Raw genomic sequence first — 25,632 nt, 5'->3', positions numbered from 1 at the left:
CGTCTCGCCGCACGGCCGGGGTCGAGTCGCGATGTCGTCGGTTTGCGGATGGCGTGCTCGACGCGCCGAAGGATGAAACGTCGTCTTTATTGCGAAGTGTGAGGTGGACGTGGTTAGCATGACTCCGGCGTTCTATAGCTGTTTGCTCTAAGAAGTGTCCGACTGCAGGGGTGTGGACACCGCTTCGGCCTGGCCGGAGTGCATATACAGGCGATCTCGAGCATGGGCAGGGGACGTGGTTCTGCCCGCCGCGGGGGCCTCCGAATCTGAGCGAGGGGTTGGAGAATGAATCCGAAGTCGGCCGCGGCTGTCGACCACGACCTGGATCTGATACCGCTGTCGCGGGCGCAGTACGGCATGTGGCTTGCCGACAATCTACCCGGCAGGCCGGCCGTCAATATCGCACATTACGTCGAGATCGAGGGCACGATAGACGTCGATGCGTTCACCGAGGCGGTGAACGACACCGGCAGGGAAACCGAGTCCCTTGTCGTCCGCGTGGTCGAACGCGACGGACACCCCTATCAATTCGTCGACCGCGGCATCACCTACGCCGAGCCCGTGCTGGACTTCAGCGACGAGGACGATCCGTTCGCGGCGGCCATGGAATGGATGCGCCGCGATTACAACACCAAGGCAATCGACCTGAGCCACGACCGGCTCACCGTGACACGGCTCATCCGGATCGCCGAAGAACGGTATCTATGGTATGCGCGCGCCCACCATCTCGTGATCGACGGCTACGGTGCCTTCAATTTCATGAGCCGGACGGCCGCGCGCTACAACGCCATCCTCGAGGGCACACAGCCGCCTCCCCTGATCGCGGCCGACCTGCGCGAGGTGGCCGAGGCCGAGCGCGCGTATCGCGCCGGATCCCGCTTCGAGGCCGACAGGGCATACTGGCTCGACAAGGTTGCCGACCTTCCGGCACCGGCGAGTCTGTCCGGCCGTACCGCGCGATGGAGTGAAGACGATCACTTCGCGGGCCGGCAGCTGCCGGCGCGGCTGTCCGAGCTGCTCGACCGTTTCGCCGACGACCTGCAGGCATCGCCCGCGCAGGTGGTGGTCGCCGCATTCGCCGCATTCCTCGCCCGGATGACCGGCGCCGACGATGTGGTGCTGTCGATGCCGGTCAGCGGCCGGGTGACGCGGCGCCTGCGCAACGCCTTCGCGATGTTGGCGAATATGGTGCCGATCCGCTTCGCGGTGAACCCGACGACCACGGTGGAACAGCTGGTCCGCGTATCGGTGTCCGAACTCGTCTCGGCGATACGGCACCAGCTCTACCGGTTCGAGGATCTGCGCCGCGACTCGAATGCGATGGACGCGGCGGCCAATTCGTTCGGCCCGGTCGTCAATATCCTCTTCTTCGACTCCGAGATCCGCCTCGGCTCGGCCGTGGGCCGCTACCGCGCCCTGACCTCGGGTGCCCTGGACGACCTGCAGTTGAACCTGTACCGGCCCGGAGCCGACGGGCCACTGCTGTTCGAACTGCACGGCAACGCGAATCTGTACGCTCAGGACGAGCTCGAATCGCACACAATACGGTTCATCGAGTTCCTACAGCGGCTGATGGAATCGCCCCTCGACACCCCCGTGGCCGAGATCCCACTCGTCGATTCCGCCGAGGAATCGCGCATTGTCGGCGAACTCGCCGGCCATGACGGCACGACCACCGATGCGACACTCGTGGATCTGCTCGCACGCCAGGCCGCGGCAACACCCTCCGCCGTGGCCGTGACGTCGGGGGCGACCACCCTCACCTATCGCGAGCTGGACGAACGGTCCGACCGACTCGCTCGCACGCTCATCGCGCGCGGTGCGGGGCCGGAAACACTGGTGGCCATCGCGATGCCGCGGGACGCCGATCTGCTCGTCGTCGCGCTGGCCGTACTGAAGTCGGGTGCCGGGTACCTGCCGCTGGATATCGCGCACCCGACCGACCGGCTGGAGTATGTGCTCGACGATGCCGATCCGATCGTCGTGGTGACGAACCGCGATATACGCGAGTACGTGCCCGCCGATCCCGGCCGCGTCGTACTGTTCGACGACGACCCCACCGAGGCCGCGGCGCCGATCACGGACGCCGATCGGACGGGCACGCTGCGCCCCGACAACATCGCTTATGTCATCTACACCTCCGGATCGACGGGCCGGCCGAAAGGCGTGGCGATCAGCCATCGAGCCGCCGCCACCTACCTGGTGAACGCGTGCGCCGAGATCGGTGTCCGCGGCGACGACGTGTGGACGCTGTTCCATTCGTTCGCGTTCGACTACTCGGTGTGGGAGATCTTCGGTGCGCTGGTCACCGGCGGCCGGGTGGTGGTGGTGGACGGCCTCACCGCACGTTCGCCCGACGATGTCGTCCGTCTGGCGGCACGCGAGAAGGTGACCGTCTTCAACCAGACTCCGTCGGCCTTCCATCAGTTCGCGGCGGCACGAGAGCGGTACGCGGACGCGGGCGCCCCCGAGGGGGAGCTGTCGTTGCGGCTGGTCATCCTGTCGGGCGAACGCCTCGATCCGGCGGGACTGGGAAACTGGTACGAGCGCAATCCACGGCACCCCGTGCTGGCCAACAGCTATGGCATCACCGAGACCACGGTTTTCGTCACCTACCTCCCCATGACACCGGCTATCGCGGTGCCGGGCGCGCCGAGCGCCATCGGACCGGCGCTGCCGGGTTTGCACACATATGTCCTGGATGAGCGGTTGCGGCCGGTGCCACTGGGTGCCTGGGGCGAGATCTATGTCGCGGGAACCCAACTGTCCCGCGGATATCTCGACCGACCGGCGCCGAGTGCGGCGCGCTTCGTTGCCAACCCGTTCGGCCGGCCGGGCGAGCGGCTCTACCGCAGTGGCGACGTCGCGCGCCGGAACCACCGAGGCGAGTTGGAATACCGCGGACGGGCCGACCAGCAGATCCAGCTGCGTGGATTCCGAATCGAGCTCGACGAGATCCGCACCGTGCTGCTGACCCACGACGCGGTCTCGACAGCGGTCGTCGTGGTGCATCGCCCCGGTACGGAAGCGGCCCGGCTGGTCGCCTATGTGGTATCCGCCGGCGACGAGGTCTGTGCCGGCGACGCCCTGCGCGCACATGTGGCGGCGGTACTGCCGGAATACATGGTGCCGGCGAGCATCGTCGTATTGCCCGAGTTGCCGCTGACGGTCAACGGTAAGATCGACCACCGCGCACTGCCCGAACCGGTCTTCGATTCGGCCGCGGCGTATGTGGCGCCCGGTACGCTCGTCGAGGAGACGATTGCCGACGTCTTCGCCGAAGTACTGGGGGTCGAGCGGGTCGGCGTCCTGGACCACTTCTTCGACCTGGGCGGCAATTCGCTCACCGCGACCAGCGCCGCCGTGCGGATCGCCGAGCTGACCCGATGCGAGGTATCGGTACGTGATCTGTTCGGCAAGCCGACCATTGCCGAACTCGCCGCGCACCTCGCCGGGGAGGAACGTCGAAGCCGGGTCGCCCTGCGGCCGCGGCCGCGGGGCGAACCGATCCCGTTGGCGCCGGCGCAAAACCGGATATGGCTGATCAATCAGGCCGATCCGACCTCGGCGGCGTACAACGTTCCGCTGGTGGTGCAGCTGACCGGGCGGCTCGATGTGGCGGCGCTGCGCACCGCACTGACGGATGTGATCGATCGGCACGAGCCTCTGCGCACCGTCTTCCCCGCCTTCGAGGGGACAGGGATCCAGGTTGTGCTGCCGGCCGAGCACGTTGCCGCCGGTCTCGACCTGACACCCGACCCGACCGACCCGGATGATATCGCGCGGCGAATCCACGAGACGGCGTCACTCGGGTTCGACCTGCGCTCGCATCCCCCCATCCGGGCCGCTCTGCTCGCATCCACCGATAGACATCGGCACGTGCTGGTCCTCGTTCTACACCACATCTGCTGCGACGGCTCGTCGCTGCGGCCACTCGCCGCCGACGTCGCGACCGCCTACGAAGCAAGGTCACAGGGAAAGACGCCGGATTGGCAGCCCTTGACGGTGCACTACGCCGATTACAGCATGTGGCATCGCGAACTGCTCGGCGACGAGAGCGATCCGGACTCGCCGGCGGCGCGTCAGTTGAGCTACTGGACACAGCAGTTGGCGGGGAAGCCGCCGCTGCTGAAACTGCCGACCGACCGCCCGCGCCCGGCGCAGAAATCCATGCTCGGCGATATCGCCGATACCGTGATCCCGGCCGAGGTATTCGCCGGGCTAGAGCGGTTGGCGCGCACGGCGAACGTCACCACCTTCATGGTCGTCCATGCCGCTTTGGTCATACTGCTCGCCCGGCTCTCGGATTCGGACGACATCACCATCGGGACACCGGTCGCGGGCCGCGGTGAACGGGCATTGGAACCACTGATCGGCATGTTCGTCAACACGGTGCCGTTGCGCACCGAGGTACTCGCCGACGAATCGTTCATGGCGTTTCTGGCGCGGGTCAAAGACGTCGATGTCGACGCCTTCGCCCACAGCGACCTGCCGTATGAACGCGTCGTGGAGGAGATCGATCCGCGGCGTTCGACGGCGCACGCGCCGCTGTGCCAGGTGTATCTCGCCTTCGAGAACATGGACCGTCCGAGCCTGGAACTGTCCGAGCTCACGGTGGAGGTCCTGGATTCGGGACCCCGACCGGCGAAGGTGGACCTCATCGTCACCGTCGCCGAGAACACGGCTGGCGAAGGCGATATCGCCCTGCGGATCGACTACGCGATGGACCTGTTCGATCGGGACACCGTCGAAGAGTTCGCCGCGCGGCTGAACCGGGTCCTCGCGGGGGTCGTGGCCGACCCGCATGCTCGCGTGGGTGCCGTGGACGTGCTGTCGACGGACGAGTGGACCGGTCTGGTGCCCGCTTCGGGTGGTCCCCTCGAGACACCGCGGGTGTTGGCTGAGGTGTTGTCGGCACGGGTTCCCGACGCGGTGGCGGTGATTTCCGGGGAACGCACCGTGTCCTACGGCGAACTGGATCTGTGGTCGAACCGGATAGCGCGTCGGTTGATCGAGTGGGGGATCGGCCCCGAAGACCGGGTCGCGCTGGTGTCGGCGCGGTCGGTGGAGTTCGTGGTGGGAATGTGGGCGGTGGCCAAGGCCGGGGCGGCGTTCGTCCCGGTGGATCCCCGCAATCCGTCCGAGCGGGTGACGCTCATGGTCGCCGATGCCGGGGTCCGGGTCGCGCTCACGGTCGGGGCGTACCGGGGCATGCTCGCGGAGTCGGTCCGGCAGTTGGTTCTCGACGATCCGGAGACCGCGGCCGATATCGCCGCGCGGTCGTCGGCGTCGGTGACGGACGCGGACCGGATGCGCCCCTGCCGTATCCGGGATACGGCCTATGTGGTGTACACCTCGGGCTCCACGGGCACGCCGAAGGGTGTCGCGGTCACCCACGAGGGATTGGCGAATTTCGCGGTCGAGCAGCGGGAACGCTATCGGATCGACAGTTCCGCGCGGGTATTGCAACTGGCGGCACCCGGATTCGACGCGGTCGTGCTCGAGCTGCTCATGGCCCATGCGAACGGTGCGGCGTTGGTGGTGGCACCACCGGATGTCTTCGCGGGACAGCAGTTGGCGGAGTTGGTCCGAGCGCAGCGGGTAACGCATGCGTTCGTGACGCCGAGTGTGCTGGCGACGATGTCGCCGGCCGGACTGGAGTCACTGCGCGTGCTGGTGGCCGGTGGCGAGGCGGTGTCGGCGGAAACGGTTGCGGTATGGGGGCCCGGCCGGCAGTTGTTCAACGGATACGGACCGACCGAGACCACGATCATGGTCGCGATCAGCGATCCACTCCGCGTCGGAGAGCGGGTCACGATCGGCGGCCCGATACGCGGTGTCGAGGCCGTGGTACTGGACACCCGCCTGCGGCCGGTGCCGGTCGGGGTGACCGGACAGCTGTATATCGCCGGGACGCAGTTGGCTCGCGGATACCTCGACCGGCCGGTTGCCACGGCCACCACATTCGTGGCCTATCCGTACGGTGCTCCCGGCGCCCGCATCTACCGCACCGGCGACCTGGCGCGGTGGACATCCGAGGGCGCCCTCGAATATGTCGGCCGCACCGACTTCCAGGTCAAGATACGGGGCCAGCGTATCGAACTCGGCGAAATCGAGGCCGTCCTCGTGGGGCATCCCACGGTGTCGGCCGCGGTGGTGGTGGGCGTCGCGACGGAGGGCGGAACGCGTGTGGCCGCCTACGTGGTGCCGGCGCATACCGCCGTCGACCAGGCGGAGTTGTCGGCATACACCGCGCAGCGCCTGCCGTCGCATATGGTCCCGGAAACCGTGCTGGTGCTCGATGCGCTGCCGCTGACGTCGGTGGGCAAGATCGACCGGACGGCATTGCCCGAGCCGGTGTTCGGGAGCACCGATACGGAATTCGTCGCGGCACGGGACGCGACCGAGCGGACCGTCGCCGAGGTGTACACGGCCGTGCTGGGTGTCGAGCGTGTCAGTGTTCTCGACAGCTTCTTCGACCTGGGCGGCAACTCGCTGTCGGCCACCCGGGCGGTGGCGCGATTGAGCGCCGCCTTCGGCGTCGATATCGCGCTGCGTGCGATCTTCGACGCACCGACGGTCGCGGCCTTGGCGGAGAGCCTGCGCACGAGCGAGGCCGCCGGACGGGAACCGCTGGTACCGCAAGAACGGCCGGAGCGTATCCCGTTGTCGCCCGCCCAGACGCGCATGTGGTTCCTGAACCGGTTCGACCCGGATTCACCGGTGTACAACATTCCACTGGTCGTCCACATGTCGGGCGCCCTCGATGTGGCCGCCATGCAGGCGGCGATCGCGGATGTGCTCGACCGGCACGAAGCACTGCGTACGCTCTATCCGGACAGCGACAGCGGACCGCATCAGGTGGTCGTATCGGCGGCAGCGGTACTGCCCCACCTGGTGCCGGTTCCGGTCGCGGCGAGCCAGGTCGAGGAGCGTATCGCTACGGCGGTGACGGCCGGGTTCGATGTCACCTCCGAGGTCCCGTTCCGGATCGCTCTGCTGCGCAGCGCACCCGATGACCACACCCTGGTTCTCGTCGTCCATCACATCGCCTTCGACGGGTCGTCGCTGGCACCCCTGGCCGCGGACCTGACAACCGCATACCAGGCCCGGGTCCGGCGCCGGGCGCCACGGTGGGAGCCGTTGCCGGTGCAGTACGCGGACTACGCGCTGTGGCAGCGTAAGCTGCTCGGCACCGAGGATGATCCGCACAGTCCGACCGCCGCCCAGGCCGAGTACTGGCGGGTGGCCCTCGCCGATCTGCCCGAAGTACTCGACCTGCCCACCGACCGTCCGCGACCGGCGAAACAGAGCTTCCGCGGTGCGACGGTAGCCACGACACTGCCCGCCGATCTCCATCGCGCGGTGGTCGCACTGGCCCGCCGTCACGACGCGACCGTCTTCATGGTGATGCACGCCGCCTACGCCGCGTTGCTGGCAAGACTGTCGGGAACCGGTGATATCGCGGTCTGCACCCCGATCGCCGGCCGCGGCGAGCCGGGCCTGGACGGCCTGGTCGGCATGTTCGTCAATACGCTGGTGCTGCGGACCCGCATCGAGCCCGGCACCTCGTTCCTCCGACTTCTCGATCAGGTCCGGGCCACCGATCTGGCCGCCTTCGAAAACGCCGATATCCCGTTCGAACGACTGGTCGAGGTGCTGAACCCGCCGCGCTCCACGGCACACGCTCCGCTGACACAGGTGGGATTCTCGTTTCAGAACATCCGAATCCCCACGGTGGAATTCGAGGACCTGACGGTGGCGGTCCGGATGGCCGACCCGAGCGTCGCCAAGTACGACCTGCATCTGAACCTCGTCGACGCTCCGACACCGGATGGTGAACCGGCCGGTATGGCGGTCGAATTCGGTTTCGCCACCGACCTGTTCGACGAGGCGTCGGTCACCGCGGTATTCGACCGCTATCTGCTGTTGCTGCGCGCGGCCGTGGCCGAACCCACCGGCGCCATCGGCGATATCGACCTGTTGACCACGGCCGAGAAGCGTGAACTGGCCGCGCGTTCGACCGGGAAGACGACACAGGCCCCGGCCGCCACGATCGCGGACCTGTTCGCCGCGCAGGCGGCGGCGACACCCCGGCACACGGCGCTGATCGACGCCGAGGACGGCGGCCGGCTCGATTACCGGGAGTACGCGGCCCGGGTGAATACCCTGGCCCGCACGTTGATCGGGCGGGGAATCGGCCCGGGGACGGTGGTGGCCGTCGCGATGCGCCGCTGTGTCGATCTGCCGACCACGCTGTACGCGATCCACGCGGCGGGTGCCGCCTACCTGCCCCTGGACCCGGATCATCCGGTCGACCGGATCCGTGCCGTTCTCGCCGCCGCACGGCCGAGTGCGGTCATCACCCGTCCCGGCGACGAGGCGAACCTACCGGGCGATATACCGGTGTGGTCGACCGCGGACCTCGGCGGTGAGTGCAAGGACCCCTCGCCGGTAATCGACGCCGATCGGATTCGGCCCCTGTACCCGGACGATCTGGCGTATGTCATCTACACCTCCGGCTCGACGGGCGTGCCGAAGGGGGTGGCCGTCCCGCATTCCGCGGTGGTGAACCAACTCCGGTGGATGCGGGATCACTACGGGCTCGGTGAGACCGATGTGATGTTGTTGCGAACGCCGGTGACATTCGACCTGTCGGTGTGGGAGCTGTTCTCCGCGTTGACATGTGGTGCGGCACTGGTGATCGCCGGCCCCGACGCACACCGTGACCCCGGGTCGGTGGCGCGTCCGATGGCCGAGTATCGAGTGACGACCGTGGACTTCGTGCCGTCGTTGCTCGCCGCGTTCCTCACCGCGGCCGGTCCGCGTGAGTTTCCGGAGCTGCGGCGTGTGCTGTGTATCGGCGAGGCGCTGCCGGCCGAAACCGTCCGGCGTTTCCGACAGCTCGGCGATGCGCGTATCGATAACTTGTACGGACCGACGGAGGCAGCCGTCAGTGTTACCGCCCACCGGATCGGCACCGTGGACGGCACCGTGGTGCCGATCGGCGTGCCCGAGTCGAATGTCACGGTAAGAGTGCTGGATTCGCGGTTGCGTCCGGTTCCGGTGGGGGTGATCGGTGAACTGTACCTGGGCGGTGTCCAGCTCGCCCGCGGATATCACGAACGCCGTGATCTGACGTGTGCGACATTCGTCGCCGACCCTCTCGGCTCGAGCGGTGCCCGGCTGTACCGCACCGGTGACCTGGTCCGCTGGGATTCCGGTGGCGGCCTGCGCTATATCGGCCGTGCCGATACCCAGGTGAAACTTCGCGGCCTGCGGATCGAACTCGGTGACATCGAAGCCGCGTTGGTCACGCACGATCGGGTGCACGCGGCCGTTGCGCAGGTGCGCTCCGACCGTGGTGAGCAGCGCCTGGTCGCCTACGTGGTCGCCGCGGAGCCGCTCGACGGCAGACAGGTCCGGGGTTTTCTGCTGGAACGGCTGCCCGCCTATATGGTGCCGTCATCGGTGGTCCGGGTCGACGCGATCCCACTCACGGCCAACGGTAAGGTCGATTACCGGGCGTTGCCGCTACCGGATCCGAGAAACCGCGAAGCCGAATACCGCGCGCCGCGGGGACTCGTCGAACATGCCGTGACCGGGGTCTTCGCCGAACTGCTCGAGCTTCCGGAGATCGGCGCGCAGGACGATTTCTTCGAGTTGGGTGGGAATTCGCTGTTGGCGACTCGCGCGCTGAGCCGCATCGGCGACATCCTCGACGTGTCCATACCGGTGCGAGTGATATTCGAGGCGCCCACCGTCGCCGACCTCGCCGAGCGTATCGGACGGTTGCGCGCGGTGCCGAGTTTTCCGGCACCGACCGCGCGGCCGCGCCCGGATCATATCCCGCTGTCACCGGCGCAGGTACGCATGTGGTTCCTCAACCAGTTCGATCCGAACGCCCCCGGATACATTGTGCCGCTGGCCATTCGGCTCGAAGGCGCACTCGATCTCGGGGCACTGGCGGCAGCGGTCGGCGATATCGTCGAACGGCACGAGAGCCTGCGCACCATGTACCCGGCGGTCGACGGAACGCCTACCCAGGTCGTGCTCGCCGCGTCCGAGGTCGTCGCGACGTGGGACCTCACCCCGGAGCCGATCGGCGAGCGGGAACTGTCGCGCCGGTTGGCCGATTTCTCGGCTCTCGGATTCGACGTAGCGGCGGGCGTGCCACTGCGTGTGGCGCTGTATCAGCTGTCGGACGAGGCCTGGGTGATTGCTCTGGCCGCGCATCACATCGGTTGTGACGGCTATTCGGTGGCGCCGCTGGCCGCCGATCTGGTGACCGCCTACCGGGCGCGCTCCGGCGGCAATCGGCCGGATTGGGCGCCGCTTCCCATCCAGTTCGCCGATTACGCCCTCTGGCAGCGCGAAGTGCTCGGCTCGGCGGACGATCCGGACTCGCGCGCCGCCCGCGATCTCGCCTATTGGCGAACGCAGCTCGCGGGAATACCCGATCTCCTCGAGCTGCCGACGGACCGCCCGCGGCCGCCCGAGCGCACCCAATGCGGCGCCGTCGTCCACATCACGATCCCGGGTGAGTTGCAGAGCCGGGTAGAGGCGCTGGCGCGGCGTGCCGGGGTCACGACGTTCATGGTGATTCATGCGGCGCTGGCGGTATTGCTGTCGAAACTGTCCGGGAGCGACGACATCACCGTGGGTGTGCCTCATGCCGGCCGCGGCCACCGCTCGCTCGACAATCTCGTCGGGATGTTCGTCAACACCCTGGTGATGCGCACCCGGATAATATTCGATCAGACGTTCCGGGGCCTGCTCGAACAGGTGCGGCGCACCGACATCCAGGCCTTCGAACATGCCACCATCCCGTTCGAACAACTGGTGGAAGCGCTGAATCCGGTGCGCTCGGCCGCCCATACGCCGCTGTTCCAGGTGATGCTCGCCTATCAGAACATGGCCCAGGCCCGCGTCGAACTGCCCGATCTCACCGTGGAGAACGTCGACCCGGGTGACAGTGCCGCGGTCTACGACCTGCTGCTGATGATGAGCGAGGGGCACGGCACCCACAACGAGCCGGTCGGTATGACGCTGCGCCTGACCTATGCCACGGACCTATTCGACGAGGACACCGTACGGGGCTTCGCCGACCGGTTCGTGCGCGTACTCGATATCGCCGCGACCGAGCCGGACTCGCCGGTCGGCGAGATCGAACTGCTCGATGCCGCCGAGCAGCACCTGATGCTGGAACGGTGGAATGACACCACAGGCCCCGCGGCGGCGGCCCGCACCCTGGTCGACATCTACGACGAGCAGGTGGCACGAACCCCGGACGCCCCCGCGCTCCGGCTCCCGGACGGTGGGGTTGTCGCCTATGGGGAATTCGATCGTCACGTCAATCGGCTCGCCCGGTGGCTCATCGCACGCGGTGCGGGTCCGGAAACAGTGGTGGCGGTGGCGATTCGGCGCTCGGCCGAATTGATCACCGCGCTGTACGCGGTGGTCAAGGCCGGTGCCGCCTTTCTTCCGATCGATCCCGACCACCCGAGCGCGCGGATCGCCCGTGTGCTGGACGCGGCCCGTCCGCTGCTGGTGCTCACCACCTCGGGGGACGGCCACGGTCTGCCCGCCGGCCGGGAAGCGGTGTGCATCGATCGGGTGGAGACGACAGACCTCTCCGATACCCCGATCACGGATAGCGAGCGACGCTCGCCGCTGCGGCCGAACAACGTCGCCTATGTTCTGTTCACTTCCGGCTCCACCGGGGTCCCCAAAGGGGTCGCGCTGACCCATGCCGCGACCGTGAGCCAATTGGCATGGGCACAGCGACAGTGGCCGCACGACGTCTCCGATGCGGTGCTGTACAAGACTCCGATCACCTTCGACATCGCCGTATGGGAATTGTTCTGGCCGCTGCAGGCCGGCGCGCCGATCGTGATCGCCGCACCGGACGGTCATCGCGACCCGGTGTACCTCGCCGACACCATCGCCCGCCATCGGGTCACCACGGTGCACTTCGTACCGTCGATGCTCGAGGTTCTCCTCGACACCACCGGCATCGAGCTGCCGTCGATCCGGCGGGTGTTCGTCGCCGGTGAGGCGCTGGCGCAGCGCACGGTCGACGCCGCGGCGCAGGTGTTCGTGAACGCCGAGGTGGTGAACTGGTACGGGCCGGCCGAGGCCGAGGTCGTCACCGCCCATCGCTGTCGGCCGGGGGCGAGTACCCGTGCCACGGTCCCCATCGGCACGCCGGTGTCCGATACGCGGGTCTACGTGCTGGACTCCCGGCTGAAGCCGGTGCCGGTGGGCGTGGCCGGTGAACTGTACGCCGCGGGTGTCCAAGTGGCGCGTGGATACCACGCGCGCACCGACCTCACCTGCGCCGCCTTCGTCGCGCACCCGTTCGGCCATCCGGGGCAGCGGCTGTATCGCACCGGCGACCTGGCCCGCTGGACGAAGGCCGGTGAACTGGAGTACCTGGGCCGTAGCGACTTCCAGGTGAAGGTCCGTGGGCAGCGGGTGGAACCCGGTGACATCGAAGCGGCACTGTGCGCGCTGCCCGAGGTCGCCCAGGCCGTTGCCGTCGCGACAGCGGAACGAGTCGTCGGCTATGTGACGCTCGCTCCCGGCGCGGTGATCGAGGGCCGTACGATCCGCGATAGGCTCGGTCGCACACTGCCGGCGTATCTGGTTCCGGCCGCGGTGCAGGTGCTCGAGACCATGCCTCTTACCCCCAACGGCAAGCTGGACCGTTCGGCGCTGCCGCAGCCGGTGTTCGCGGACGGCGAGGAATACATGCCGCCTCGTACCGAGCGCGAAGCGGCACTCGCGCAGATCGTCGCCCAGGTCTCGGGTGCCGACCGGGTGAGCGTGACGGCGAACCTCTTCGAGATCGGCGTCAATTCGCTTTCCGCCGCTCGGATCGCGGCACGGGCCGGGGTGGCTCTCGGGATCGAGGTCGGAATCCGCGATATCTTCGACGAACCGACGATCGCCGGGCTGGCCCGACGAATCGCGGCACGAACTCCTGTCGCGCAGATCCCGCTCGCACCGCGCCTCCGGCCGGAACGGGTCCCGTTGGCGGTGGCGCAACGGCGGATGTGGTTCCTCAACCAGTTCGACACCGACTCGGCGGCATACAACATCTGCTTCGCGGCCAGGCTGTCCGGACCGTTGGATATCGAGGCCCTGCGTGCGGCGTTCCTCGACGTGACGGCCCGACACGAGCCCCTGCGTACGACATATCCCGCGATCGATGGGGAACCGTGTCAGGTCGTCGGGGAAGTGCCGGTCGGCCTGGTGCCGGATCCGGAGCCGATCGCCGACGAGGCCGAGCTTGCCGACCGTATCCGACAGGTCACCGAGGCGGGTTTCGATGTCGCGGAATCGGCGCCCGTGCGGGTGCGGCTGTACCGCACCGGCGCCGGTGATCATGTGCTCGTTCTCGTGGTGCACCACATCGCGGCCGACGGCGCATCGATGGCTCCGTTGGCCCGCGACGTCTTCACCGCGTACGGAGAGCGCCTCCACGGCCGTGCGCCGCAGTGGGAACCCCTTCCGGTGCAGTATGCCGACTACGCGATATGGCAGCGTGAGCTGCTCGGCGCCGAGGATGATCCGGCATCGCCGATCTCGCGGCAGATCGCCTATTGGACCGAGGTCCTCGACGGCGCCCCGGAACTGCTCGACCTGCCGACCGACCGGCCGCGCCCCGCCACCGTGTCGACAGCGGGCGCCGGCATCCGCTTCGGTATCCCGGCGCGGCTGCACGAGGAGATCGTGCGGCTGGCCCAGGGTGAGGGCGTCACCGTGTTCGTGGTCCTGCACGCGGCATTGGCGCTTCTGTTGGCGCGCACCGCGCACAGCGACGATATTTCCGTCGGCACCCCGGTCGCCGGCCGCGGCCACCGGTCGTTGGACGATCTGGTCGGCATGTTCGTCAACACCGTGGTGCTGCGCACCCGGGTTCGTGAGGACCGGACGTTCCGGGAACTGCTGGCCGAGGTACGAGAGGTCGACGTCGAGGCGCTCGCCCACGCGGACGTCCCCTACGAACGGTTGGTCGATACCCTCGAATGCACCCGGTCTACGGCGTATACACCGCTCTACCAGGTGATGTTCGGGTTACAGAATATGCGCGAGGCCCGGTTGGGACTGCCCGGTCTCGGCGTCGAACTCCTGGACCCCGGCCTTGCGCAGGCCAAAACCGACCTCACCGTGGTGCTGCGCGAACGGTTCGACAGCGATCGGCCGGCCGGCATCGAGGGGGAGATCGTCTACGCCACAGATCTTTTCCTCGCAGCGACGGCGGAATCGCTGGCCGAACGGTTCGTTCGTGTTCTCGATGCGGTCACCGCCGATCCGGCCGCGGCGGTGAGCGCCATCGATCTGCTCGACGCCGCGGAAGCGCGACAGCTGGTCCCGGCCCGGGGTGGAGATGCCGCGCCACCGTGTCCGCTGCCCGAGCTGCTGGCCTCGGCCGTGGCGGCGGATCCGTCGGCGATCGCGTTGATCGGGGAGACCGAGACCCTTACCTACGCCGAGCTCGACCGCCGGTCGAACCGACTGGCCGCGCACCTGCTCGCGCTGGGTGTCGGCCCTGACGCGCACACCGCGCTGGCCGTACCGCGATCGGTCGACTATCAGGTCGCCATGTGGGCGATCGCCAAGGCCGGCGCCGCCTTCGTTCCGATGGACCTTCGATATCCCCGAGAGCGAATCGCCCATATGGTGGACGACGCCGGTGTCGACGTCGGCATCACGGTCGCGTCCGCACGGTCATCGCTGCCCGACGGTGTTCGATGGTTGGTGCTCGACGACCCGCGGTCGGCCGCCGAAATCGCCGCGCACTCCGACCGTCCCGTGACGGACGCCGACCGCACACGCACACCACGGATTCGGGACACGGCCTATGTGATCTACACCTCCGGCTCGACCGGGACGCCGAAGGGCGTCATGGTCACGCACGAGGGTTTGGCGAGCTTCGCGGCCGAGCAGCGTGCGCGCTATCGGGTGGACCCGACGTCGCGTGTCCTGCACGTGGCGGCACCCGCCTTCGACGCCGTCCTGCTCGAGGTACTGATGGCGGTCGCGGCCGGCGCCTCGATGGTGGTGTCACCCCCGGAGGTCTTCGGCGGTCGGGAGCTGGCGCAACTGATCCGATCACAGGGGGTGACGCACGCGTTCCTCACGCCGAGTGTGCTGGCGACGATGTCACCCGCCGACCTCGATACGGTTCGGACACTGGCGGTGGGGGGTGAGATGGTGTCGGCGGATCTGATCGCCTCTTGGGCGCCGGGGCGGCAGCTGCACAACATCTACGGTCCGACCGAGTCGACGATCGTGGTCACCATGAGCGAACCGGTACAGCCCGGGGACACGATCACCATCGGCGGTCCCATCCGCGGGGCGCAGGCCGTCGTGCTGGACGCGCGATTGCGGCCCGTGCCGGTGGGTGTGCCCGGGGAACTGTATCTGTCCGGTGCCGCCCTGGCCCGCGGATACCTCGGCCGCCCGGCGTTGACGGCCGCGGCGTTCGTGGCGAATCCCTCTGGCGATCCGGCCGCGCGGATGTACCGCACCGGCGATATCGTCCGCTGGACGGCGCGGCACACGCTGGAATACATCGGTCGCCTCGACTTCCAGATCAAGGTTCGCGGCCAGCGCATAGAACTCGGCGAAATCGACGCCGCGCTGGTGGCGCTGCCGGGAGTGGCCTCCGCCGTCACCGTGAGTCGCCACGGATTTGGCGGGCATCCGCTGCTCGCCGCGTACATCGTGGCCGAGTCCGCTGCGGTCGTCGATCCGAGCGCCGTGCGGGTTCGTCTCGCCGGCATATTGCCGGCCCATATGGTGCCGGCGGCGATCACGGTGCTCGATCGGATGCCGCTCTCCTCGACCGGCAAGGTGGATCGGAAAGCCCTGCCAGAGCCCGTTGTCGAGACCGGCGCGGGTGACACCGTCGCGGCATCCACCGACCTGGAGCGCACCATCGCCGCAGCCTTCGCGGATGTCCTCGGTGTGACGTCGGTGGGCGCGACGAGTTCGTTCTTCGCGCTGGGCGGTGATTCGATCATGTCGATCCAGTTGGCGTCCCGGCTGAAATCCGCGGGTGTCATCGTGCGGGCGCGGGACATATTCGAACGGAAAACCGTTCGGGGGCTGGCGCAGGTGGCCGAAGCCGCGGAACGGATGACGCTCGCGGAACTGCCCGGCGGTGGGGTGGGCGAAATCCCGCGCCCACCGATCGTGTCCTGGTTCACCGAGCGGCTGGGGGCGGCGAACCGGTTCGCGCAGTCGATGCTGGTGCGTGTGCCCGGCGACGCGCGCCTCGACCATGTGACCGCGACCGTGCAGGCGTTGCTCGACCGGCACGACATGTTGCGCTCGCGGCTGCGTGAACACCGCTTGGAGGTGTTGCCGGTGGGTGCGGTCGAGGCGGCGGATTCGGTATCGGTGCGTACCTTCCAGGAGGACGAGGCCCCCGGTAGCGACGGTTTCTCCGCGGTGGTGGAAGCGGCATTGCGCGCCGCGTCCGACCGTCTCGATCCGGCCGAGGGCCGGATGCTGCAGGTCGTGTGCCTGCTTCCCGCCCCAGGTGTCGGCGCCGAGGGTCGTGCCCTCGTCGTAATACACCACGTGGCCGTCGACGGGGTGTCGTGGCGGATTCTGCTGCCCGACTTCGCTGCGGCTTGGCAGCAGAGCGTCCAGGGGCGCGCGGTCGAGTTGCCCGCCCAGGGCACGTCCATGCGGCGGTGGGCGCACGCGTTGACCGCCGCCGCGGCCGAGCGCGTCGGTGAATTCGAGTTGTGGCATCGGATGGGCACGGCCGCTGATCCGCTTCTCGGGAGCGAGGCATTGGATCCCTCGGTCGACACCCAGTCCACGGTGCGGTACCTGACGGCATCCGTCCCGGCCGACGTGACCTCGGCGCTGCTGGAGGCGATACCCGAAGTCGTCCGCGGCGGTATCGACGACGCGCTGCTCGCCGGTCTGGCGGTTGCCCTGACCCGCTGGCGCGAACGGCGCGGCAGCGGACATGTGGGTATGAAAGTGCTGCTGGAGGGCCACGGGCGGGAAGAGCAGATCGCCGCGGGCGCGGATGTCTCACGCACCGTGGGATGGTTCACCAACGCCTACCCCGTGGCGCTCGATCTGGACGGATTCGACGGCGTGGACCTGCGTGCGGCGGTGAAATCCGTAAAAGACCAGCTGCGCGAGATCCCCGACAAGGGAATCGGTTACGGCCTGCTGCGCTATCTCGACACCGACACGGCCGACCGGCTCGCGGCGGCGCCGGAGCCACAGATCAGCTTCAACAATCTCGGCCGCGCCGGCATCGATCTCGCGGCACTGTCGGGTCTGGCGTGGGTGCCGACCGACGAACAGTTCGACCGGAGAGCCGCCTTCGATCCCGATATGCCGGCCGCGGCGGTCGTCACGATCGATGTGAATATCGTGGACACCGAATGCGGCCCCACCCTGTCGGCGCATATCGGCTATGCCTCGCGGTTGCTCGAACACGATGACGTGGCCGAACTCGTCGACACCTGGATCGATATCGTGACCGAGATCGCCGCCGCGGCCCGCGCGGACGACGACTGGGGACTGTCCCGAGCCGACGTCGCGCTCGTCGATATCACCCGGTCCGATCTGGACGCGTTCGCCGACCGCTACGGACCGCTGACCGACGTATGGCCGCCGGCACCCCTGCAGGCGGGACTGCTGTTCCACGCCGAATTCGCCGCGGGCGAACTCGACGTCTACACAGCGCAAGCGGTACTCACCCTGGCGGGTACGGTCGACGAGAACCGGCTCGGACATGCCGTGCAGGCGTTGCTCGTGCGGCACCCCAACCTGCGGGCCGCCTTCACCCGAACGGCCGCCGGCGTTCCTGTACAGGTCGTTCCCGCCGACACGCCTGTGCACTGGCGCAGCGTGGACCTGTCCGGAAGCGCTACCGACCTGGACGAGCTGATCGAAGCCGAGCGGGCGGTGATATTCGATCCCGCCGCCCCGCCGCTGCTGAGGTTCCTCGTCGTCACGGTGGGGCCGCGGGACTTCCGGCTGGTGTTGACGGCACACCACCTCCTGCTGGACGGCTGGTCGTTGCCGCTGCTGTGTCGTGAGCTGATCGGCTTGTACGCGGTGCGAGGCCGGCCGGACCTGCTGCCACCCGCACCGTCGTACCGCGATTACCTGGAATGGCTCGACCGGCGCGACCACAACGCCGGTATACAGGTGTGGCGTGAGGCGCTGCGCGATATCGACGGGCCCACAGTGGTCGCCGATCCGCACACCGCCGCCATCGCCGACATCCCGATCGATCTGCCGATCGTGCTCGATCGTGCCGCGACGGAGGAGTTGGTGGAATTCGCCCGGACCCGGGCGGTGACGATGGCCACCATCGTGCAGTTCGCCTGGGCGGTGGTACTGGGTAACCTGCTCGGTGTCGAGCGGGTGGTCTTCGGCAGCACGGTCTCCGGCCGACCCGAGGACCTGCCGGGCGTCGAGTCGATGATCGGACTGTTCATCAATACGATCCCGGTCGCCGTCGACCTCGGCCGCGACCGGACCATCGAGGACGCGCTGAACCGACTGCAGGCGCACAACACCCGTCTGCTCGATCACCACCACCTCGAGCTGTCGCAGATCTTGACGGCCGCGGGCGACCTCCACCTGTTCGACACCCTGGTGGTCTTCGAGTCCTATCCGGTCGACAGCAGTGGCCTCGGCGATGCCGATATCGACGGTATGCGGGTGGTCTCGGCCGAAGGGCGTGACGCGGCGCACTACCCGATCACAGTGCAGGCGCACCATACCGACGAGTTGCATATCCGAATCCGCTACCAGCGGGCCCGTGTCGCCGCCGATACGGCGGCCGGACTCGTGGCCCGTCTCGAAACCGTGCTGCGCGTGGTCGCCATCGAGCCGTATACCCGGCTCGGCGCCCTCGATCTGTTGTCGGCCGATGAGCGGCGCGAGTTGGTACCGGCCACGGGCGGCCGCGCCGAGCCGCCGCGCCTGCTGGCGGACCTGCTGGCGGCGGGCGCGGCCGTGGATTCGGATGCGGCGGCGCTGGTCTCGGCCGGCCGTACGGTGTCCTACGCGGAGTTGGACGCCTGGTCGAACCGGGTGGCGCGGCAATTGATCGATTGGGGCGTGGGCCCGGGTGATCACGTGGCGTTGGCGTTGGCGCGGTCGGTGGAGTTCGTGGTCGGTCTGTGGGCGGTGACCAAGGCGGGCGCCGCGTTCGTGCCCGTCGATTCGCGGAACCCGGCCGAGCGGATCGCGCTCATGGTCGAACACGCCGATATTCGGATGGCGATCACGGCCGAGGCCTTACGTGACCTGCTGCCGGACGCGGTCCGGTCGCTGGTCCTCGATGACCGCGGCACATCGGCGGCGATCGCCGTACGATCGTCGGACCCGGTGACCGACGCGGAACGCGTGCATACACCGCATATCCGGGATACGGCATACGTGCTCTACACCTCGGGATCGACCGGGACACCGAAGGCCGTCGCGGTCACGCACGAGGGGTTGGCGAACTTCGCGGCCGAGGAGCGGATCCGGTTCGAGGTGGACACCGGGGCGCGGGTCCTGCAGTGTGCCGCACCCGGCTTCGACGCGATGATCCTCGAGGTGTTGCTGGCGCATACGAATGGCGCGGTGTTGGTGCTGCCGCCGCCGGAGGTGTTCGCGGGCGCCGAGCTCGCGGAATTCATTCGGTCGCAGCGGGTATCGCACGCGTTCATCACACCCAGCGTGCTGGCGACGATGTCGCCGGCCGATGTGGACTCGCTGCGGGTGCTGATGGCCGGTGGCGAGGCGGTATCGCCGGAAACGGTTGCCGCGTGGGCGCCGGGCCGGCGTCTGGTGAACGGTTACGGGCCCACCGAAACCACCATTTTGGCCTGTATCAGCGGACCGCTGTCTCCCGGTGCTGCCGTGACGATCGGTGCTCCGATCCGCGGCGTCGAGGCACTGGTGTTGGACGCGTGGCTGCGGCCGGTGCCGGCTGGGGTGGCGGGGGAGCTGTACCTCGCGGGCGTACAACTGGCGCGCGGGTATCCGAGCCGGTCGGCGGCGACAGCGGGTGCCTTCGTGGCCAATCCGTTCGGGGCGGCGGGCTCGCGTATGTACCGCACCGGTGACCTGGCGCGCTGGGCCCCGGACCGCACCCTGGAATACCTCGGCCGCCGCGATTTCCAGGTCAAGATTCGTGGGCAACGCGTCGAGCTGGGCGAGATCGAAGCCGTTCTGGCCGCGATTCCCGGCGTCGAACACGCGGTGGTCGTCCAACGGACCGACGAGCGCGGTATCGACCGGCTCGTCGGCTACCTGGCCGGCGACGGGGAGGTGGATCCGAGCGGGGTCCGGGCGGTCGCACGCACACGGCTGCCCGCGCACATGGTGCCCGACGTGTTCATGGTGCTCACAGAACTTCCTCTCACCTCGACCGGCAAGCTCGACCGCCTGGCGCTTCCCGCACCGGAGTTCACCGACGATCGGGAGTGGGTGGCTCCGCGAACCGATGCCGAACGGTGCGTCGCGGAGGTGTTCGCAAAGGTCCTGGGCATCGACAGGGTAGGTGCGACGGACAACTTCTTCGATCTCGGTGGCGATTCGCTGTCGGCAACGCGGGCGGCCGCGCAGTTGAGCACGGCAGTAGGGGTACGGGTCGGTGTTCGAGACCTGTTCGAAACAGCGACGGTGGCCGACCTCGCCGCGGGCCTGGCCCGTTTCGGCCGTGACGGTCGGGCTCGACCGGCACCGCGCACCCGGCCCGCTCTCGTACCGCTTTCCCCGGCACAGCAGCGAATGTGGTTTTTCAACCAGTTCGACACCTCGGCCGGCGCGTACAACGTCCCGCTGGTCATCCGGCTGAAGGGAGAACTCGACCTCGACGCGCTGCGCCGCGCGTGCGAACTGGTCATCGACCGGCACGAATCGCTGCGCACCAAGTTCCCGATGACCGACGGGGTCCCGCATCAGGTCACGGTCGCGGTCGAGGAGGTCGCGCCGGCACTGGTTCCCCTCCCGGTCGATGAGCAGCAGTTGATGCAACGCGCGGCGGCCTCGGTCTCGACGGGTTTCGACGTGACCCAGGCACCACCGGTACGCGTCGAACTGTTCGCCCTCGGCGACTCCGATCACGTGCTGATGATCACCGTGCACCACATCTGCGCCGACGGACAGTCGATGCTGCCACTCGCGCGGGATATGGCAGCGGCCTATCAGGCGAGTAGGCAAGGGACGACACCGGCATGGCCGGCTCTCCCGGTCCAGTACGCGGACTACGCGCTGTGGCAGCACGAGTTCCTCGGCGATGAACACGACCCCGAGTCGGTCACGAGCCGGCAGTTGCGTTTCTGGAAGGAAACCCTCGGCGGGCTGCCCGAGCTGCTCGAGCTGCCGACCGACCTGCCGCGGCCCCCGGTGGCGTCCCTGCGCGGTAGCGCGGTCGGTTTCGAGCTCTCCGCCGAATTGCACACCCGGATCGGTACCGTCGCCCGTGCGGCGAACGCGACGGTGTTCATGGTCCTGCACGCCGTCTTGACCATCCTGCTGTCCAGGCTCTCCGGCGTCGACGATATCGCGGTGGGCAGTCCGGTGGCCGGCCGCGGGGCGCGTGAACTCGACAACCTGATCGGTATGTTCGTCAATACCCTGGTGCTGCGCTCGCGGGTGTCGTCGCGGCAGTCGTTCGCCGAACTGCTCGCCGCCACCCGGGAAACCGACCTGGCCGCGTTCGGGCACGCCGATGTGCCCTTCGAACAGGTCGTGGAGGCATTGAATCCGCACCGGTCGACCGCCCACCTGCCCCTCTACCAGGTGACGCTGGATGTCCAGAACCTGAGCAAGGCCGTCTTGCGGCTGCCGGGTCTCACCGTCGAGCCGGTCGAGCACGGCTTCGACCAGGCGCAGGCGGATCTGAACGTGAAGCTCGTCGAGCGGTTCGACGACCGCGGCCGGCCGGACGGCATGATGGGACGACTGACATTCGCGACCGATCTCTTCGTCGAGCAGACGATGACTCGGTTCGCGCACGCGTACGTGCGGATTCTCGAGGAGGTGACGGCGAACCCGGGAGTGGTCGTCGGCGATATCGACCTCGTGGATCCGGTGCAGCGGCGGGTATTGCTGGACGCGGCCGGGACCGATGGCACGGCAGTCGCGGAGACAACGCCGGCGGAGCTGTTCGCCGCCCGGGTCGCCGACCGGCCGGACGCGATTGCGGTGACCGATGGTGTGTCGAGACTGACCTACGCGGAGCTGGACCGTCGCGCCATCCGGATGGCCGCCCGGCTGATCGAGCACGGTGTGGGGCCGGAATCGCTGGTGGCCGTCGCATTGCCGCGCTCGGTCGACCTGGTCGCCGGTCTGCTCGCGGTGGCGCGGGCGGGCGCGGGATACCTGCCGCTGGATATCGCCTATCCGCCGCAGCGGTTGCGGTTCATACTCGACGACGCGCGTCCGGCGGCCGTGCTGGCATCGGTGGAGACCGCCCCGGCGGTACCGGAGTGCGCGGTACCGGTGGTGCTCGTCGAGGACTGTGCGGCCGACGTACCGATCGATCCCGTTCCGGTGGTGTCGGGCGTGCGGCCGGACAATGTCGCCTACGTGATCTACACGTCAGGGTCCACGGGCCGTCCCAAGGGGGTGGCCGTCGGCCATCGCGAGGCGGTTACCTTGTTCACCCACGCGGCCGAGCGATTCGATATCGGCCCCGACGACGTATGGACGATGTCCCATTCCTACGCCTTCGATTTCGCGGTATGGGAGATGTGGGGTGCGCTGCTGTTTGGTGGGCGGCTGGTCGTTGTCGACCACGATGTGTCCAGGACGCCGGAGGCGCTGGTCGACCTCGTGGTGCGGGAGCGGGTGACGGTGCTGAGCCAGACACCATCGGCGTTCTACGGGTTCGCGGCGGCCGAGCGCGAGTACCGGGAATCCGACCGTGGCGGCGCGGATCTCGCACTGCGGTATGTCGTTTTCGGTGGTGAGGCATTGGATGCCTCGCGATTGGCCGGCTGGTTCGCGGCGCACGATCCGGGATCGCCGCGATTGGTCAATATGTACGGGATCACCGAGACGACCGTGCATGTGACATTCGCCGAGATCACCGAGGCGAGGGTGGCGGGGATCGGCTCGCCGCTGCCGGGAATGCGGGTGTACGTGCTCGACGAGCGATTGCGACCGGTTCCGGTCGGCGTCGCCGGGGAAATCTATGTGGCCGGTGGCCAACTGTCACGGGGCTACCCGGAAGCGCCGGCGTTGACGGCGGCCCGATTCGTGGCGAACCCCTTCGGTCCGGTGGGCGCCCGGGTGTACCGGTCGGGGGATGTCGGCCGGTGGCGGATATCGGCGAACGGGTTGGAACTGCTCTACATCGGCCGCGCCGACGCCCAGGTGCAACTGCGCGGCCACCGCATCGAACTGGGTGAGGTCGAGTCGGCGCTGCTGCGTCATCCGGGCGTGACGCGGGCCGCGGCAGCGGTGCACCTCCATGAACGTGGCGTGGAACAGTTGATCGGCTATGTGGTGGGCGCCGATGGACAGCGGATAGATCCGGCCGAGGTCCGCGAGGTCGCCGCGCAGGTGCTGACGAGCTATATGGTGCCGTCGGCGGTCGTGGTGTTGCCCGATCTGCCGCTGACGGTCAACGGCAAACTGGATCGGAAGGCATTGCCCGAGCCGTCCTTCGATATTTCCGCCGTCGGGTTCGTCGCGCCGAGGACCCGCACGGAGAAACTGATCTGCGACGTGTACGCACAGGTTTTGGGGGTTCCGCGCGTCGGGGCGTCGGACGGCTTCTTCGATTTGGGCGGTAATTCGCTGCTGGCCACCATGGTGGTGAGCGAGTTGCGGGTGCACGGTGTGACGCTCTCCTTGCCGTGGATGTTCGACGATGCCACACCGCGGGCGCTGGCGCGCCGGGCCGGTGACTCGGAGAGCGGCTCAGGTCTGCAGGTGCTGCTTCCGCTGCGCGCGAGCGGATCGAGACCTCCGATCTTCTGTGTGCACCCCGCCGGCGGATTGGCATGGTTCTATGGTGGTCTGGTCGAATACCTGCACGAGGATCGGCCGATATACGGTTTGCAGGATCCCCATGTCGTGGCGGGGGAACCACGCGCGGAATCAGTGGACGAATTGGCCGAACGCTATGTGGCCGAGATTCGCGAGGTGCAGCCGGACGGGCCGTACCATCTGCTCGGATGGTCGTTGGGTGGGCTCATCGCCCATGCCGTGGCGGTCCGGCTCCAACGCGCCGGTGCGGTGGTCGGAGTGCTGGCCGTGCTGGACAGCGCCGTCGGAGCTCTCGATGGGCCGGACGCTTCGCCGGACACCATCGACGACCGCTTGCCGGGACGGTTGATGGCGGATCTGCTCGGTGGCTGGCGTGAGCTGTTCGAACTCGGTGACGATGTGCGGGCCGACACTCCCGAACAAGCGTGGGCCGTCGTCCGTGATCAGGTGACCGGAACCGGGATGTTCACCGCCGAACAGGTCGATCGGGTAATGACGAGTTTCGAAACCGCGAGCGATATCGCCGCCCACTACCGGCCGGAAGTTTTCGAGGGAGACCTGTTCTTCTTCACCGCCGGAAAAGACCACGCCGATCACGAGGCCCTGGCGCGGGGGTGGCGCCCCTCTGTGTCGGGAGAGGTCCACAACACGGTTGTCGACGCACGTCATCTCGAGTTGAGTCATCCGAACGCGCTGGCCGTTGTCGGCTCGACAGTAGAAAGGTTCGCGAACGAATGCTGAATACTTTCCGGACGCTCCGACTCGACGACGGCAGGACGGTCGACTGCACGAGTCCGGCGGAGGCCAGGTTCCTCTGGGGCGAGATAACGTCGGCGTCGGGGTTCTACCGGCGGGCCGCCGCTCATCTGCGGCCCGGGGACCTCGCCGTCGATATCGGCGCCAATATCGGGCTCGCCGCGATGCTGTTCGCCGATACCTGCCCCGGGGTCGAGGTGATCGCCGCCGAGCCCGTTCCGGTGACCTTCCAATGCCTGGAACGCAATATGACAGCCCATGTGCCGCAGGGGATCTGCCTTCGAACCGCTGTCGGGGCCGTGCCCGGCGTACTTCCGCTCACCTGGTATCCGCAGGCGCCGGCCAATTCCGGTCTCTACGCCGACCGCGAAGAAGACGACGAGGCCACCAGAGCGTTTCTGCGCAACAGCGGCCTGGACGACGACGCGATCGCGCTCATCACCGCTCGCCTGCACCACGGCGAGCAGATCGATGTCGAGGTCACCACTGTGTCGGCGATTCTGGACGAATATGGCCCGGAAGCCGAGATCGGGTTGCTCAAGGTCGACGTCGAGCGGGCGGAATTGGATGTATTGCGCGGTATCGCCGAAGCCGACTGGCCCCGTATCCGCACCGTTGTCGCCGAGGTACACGACCGTGACGGTCGCCTGGCACAGGTTCACGAGTTGTTGGGCCGGCACGGATTGTCCGCGCACACCCGGCAGGACCTGTCCCTGCGTGGAACCGACCTACATGAGGTGTATGCCGTCAGAGCGGGAAGCGGCCGATTCGTGTGCTCGGAGGGTTGTTGAGCCGGCACACCGCGCATCGGCCGCCGTTCTCGGTCACGGCCGCGCGCAGACGCGGCCTGGGCGAGAACCTCGGTGGGGACAACGACTCGAGCAG

General features: G+C 68.0%; 2 protein-coding genes. Both read left to right on the top strand.

The features are described 5' to 3' along the window. Nucleotides 1-285 precede the first annotated feature (285 nt). Nucleotides 286-24,732, top strand: coding sequence for a non-ribosomal peptide synthetase (locus tag ON20_RS22270; RefSeq protein ID WP_051163093.1), 24,447 nt, complete (start codon nucleotides 286-288; stop codon nucleotides 24,730-24,732). Then, on the top strand, nucleotides 24,726-25,538 hold the full coding sequence (locus ON20_RS22265) for an FkbM family methyltransferase (RefSeq protein WP_051163091.1): 813 nt from the start codon (nucleotides 24,726-24,728) through the stop codon (nucleotides 25,536-25,538). The genes ON20_RS22270 and ON20_RS22265 overlap by 7 nt, the downstream gene beginning before the upstream one ends. Nucleotides 25,539-25,632: the final 94 nt, after the last annotated feature.

It is taken from the genome of Nocardia brevicatena NBRC 12119 (genome assembly GCF_000308495.1).
GTDB lineage: Bacteria > Actinomycetota > Actinomycetes > Mycobacteriales > Mycobacteriaceae > Nocardia > Nocardia brevicatena.
The sequence above is the reverse complement of the archived record's forward strand: the minus strand, read 5'-3'. Positions and strand labels throughout refer to the sequence as shown.

Coding starts and splice junctions, on each gene's coding strand:
- ON20_RS22270 (WP_051163093.1), top strand. CDS start 286: ATGAATCCGAAGTCGGCCGCGGCTGTCGACCACGACCTGGATCTGATA.
- ON20_RS22265 (WP_051163091.1), top strand. CDS start 24,726: ATGCTGAATACTTTCCGGACGCTCCGACTCGACGACGGCAGGACGGTC.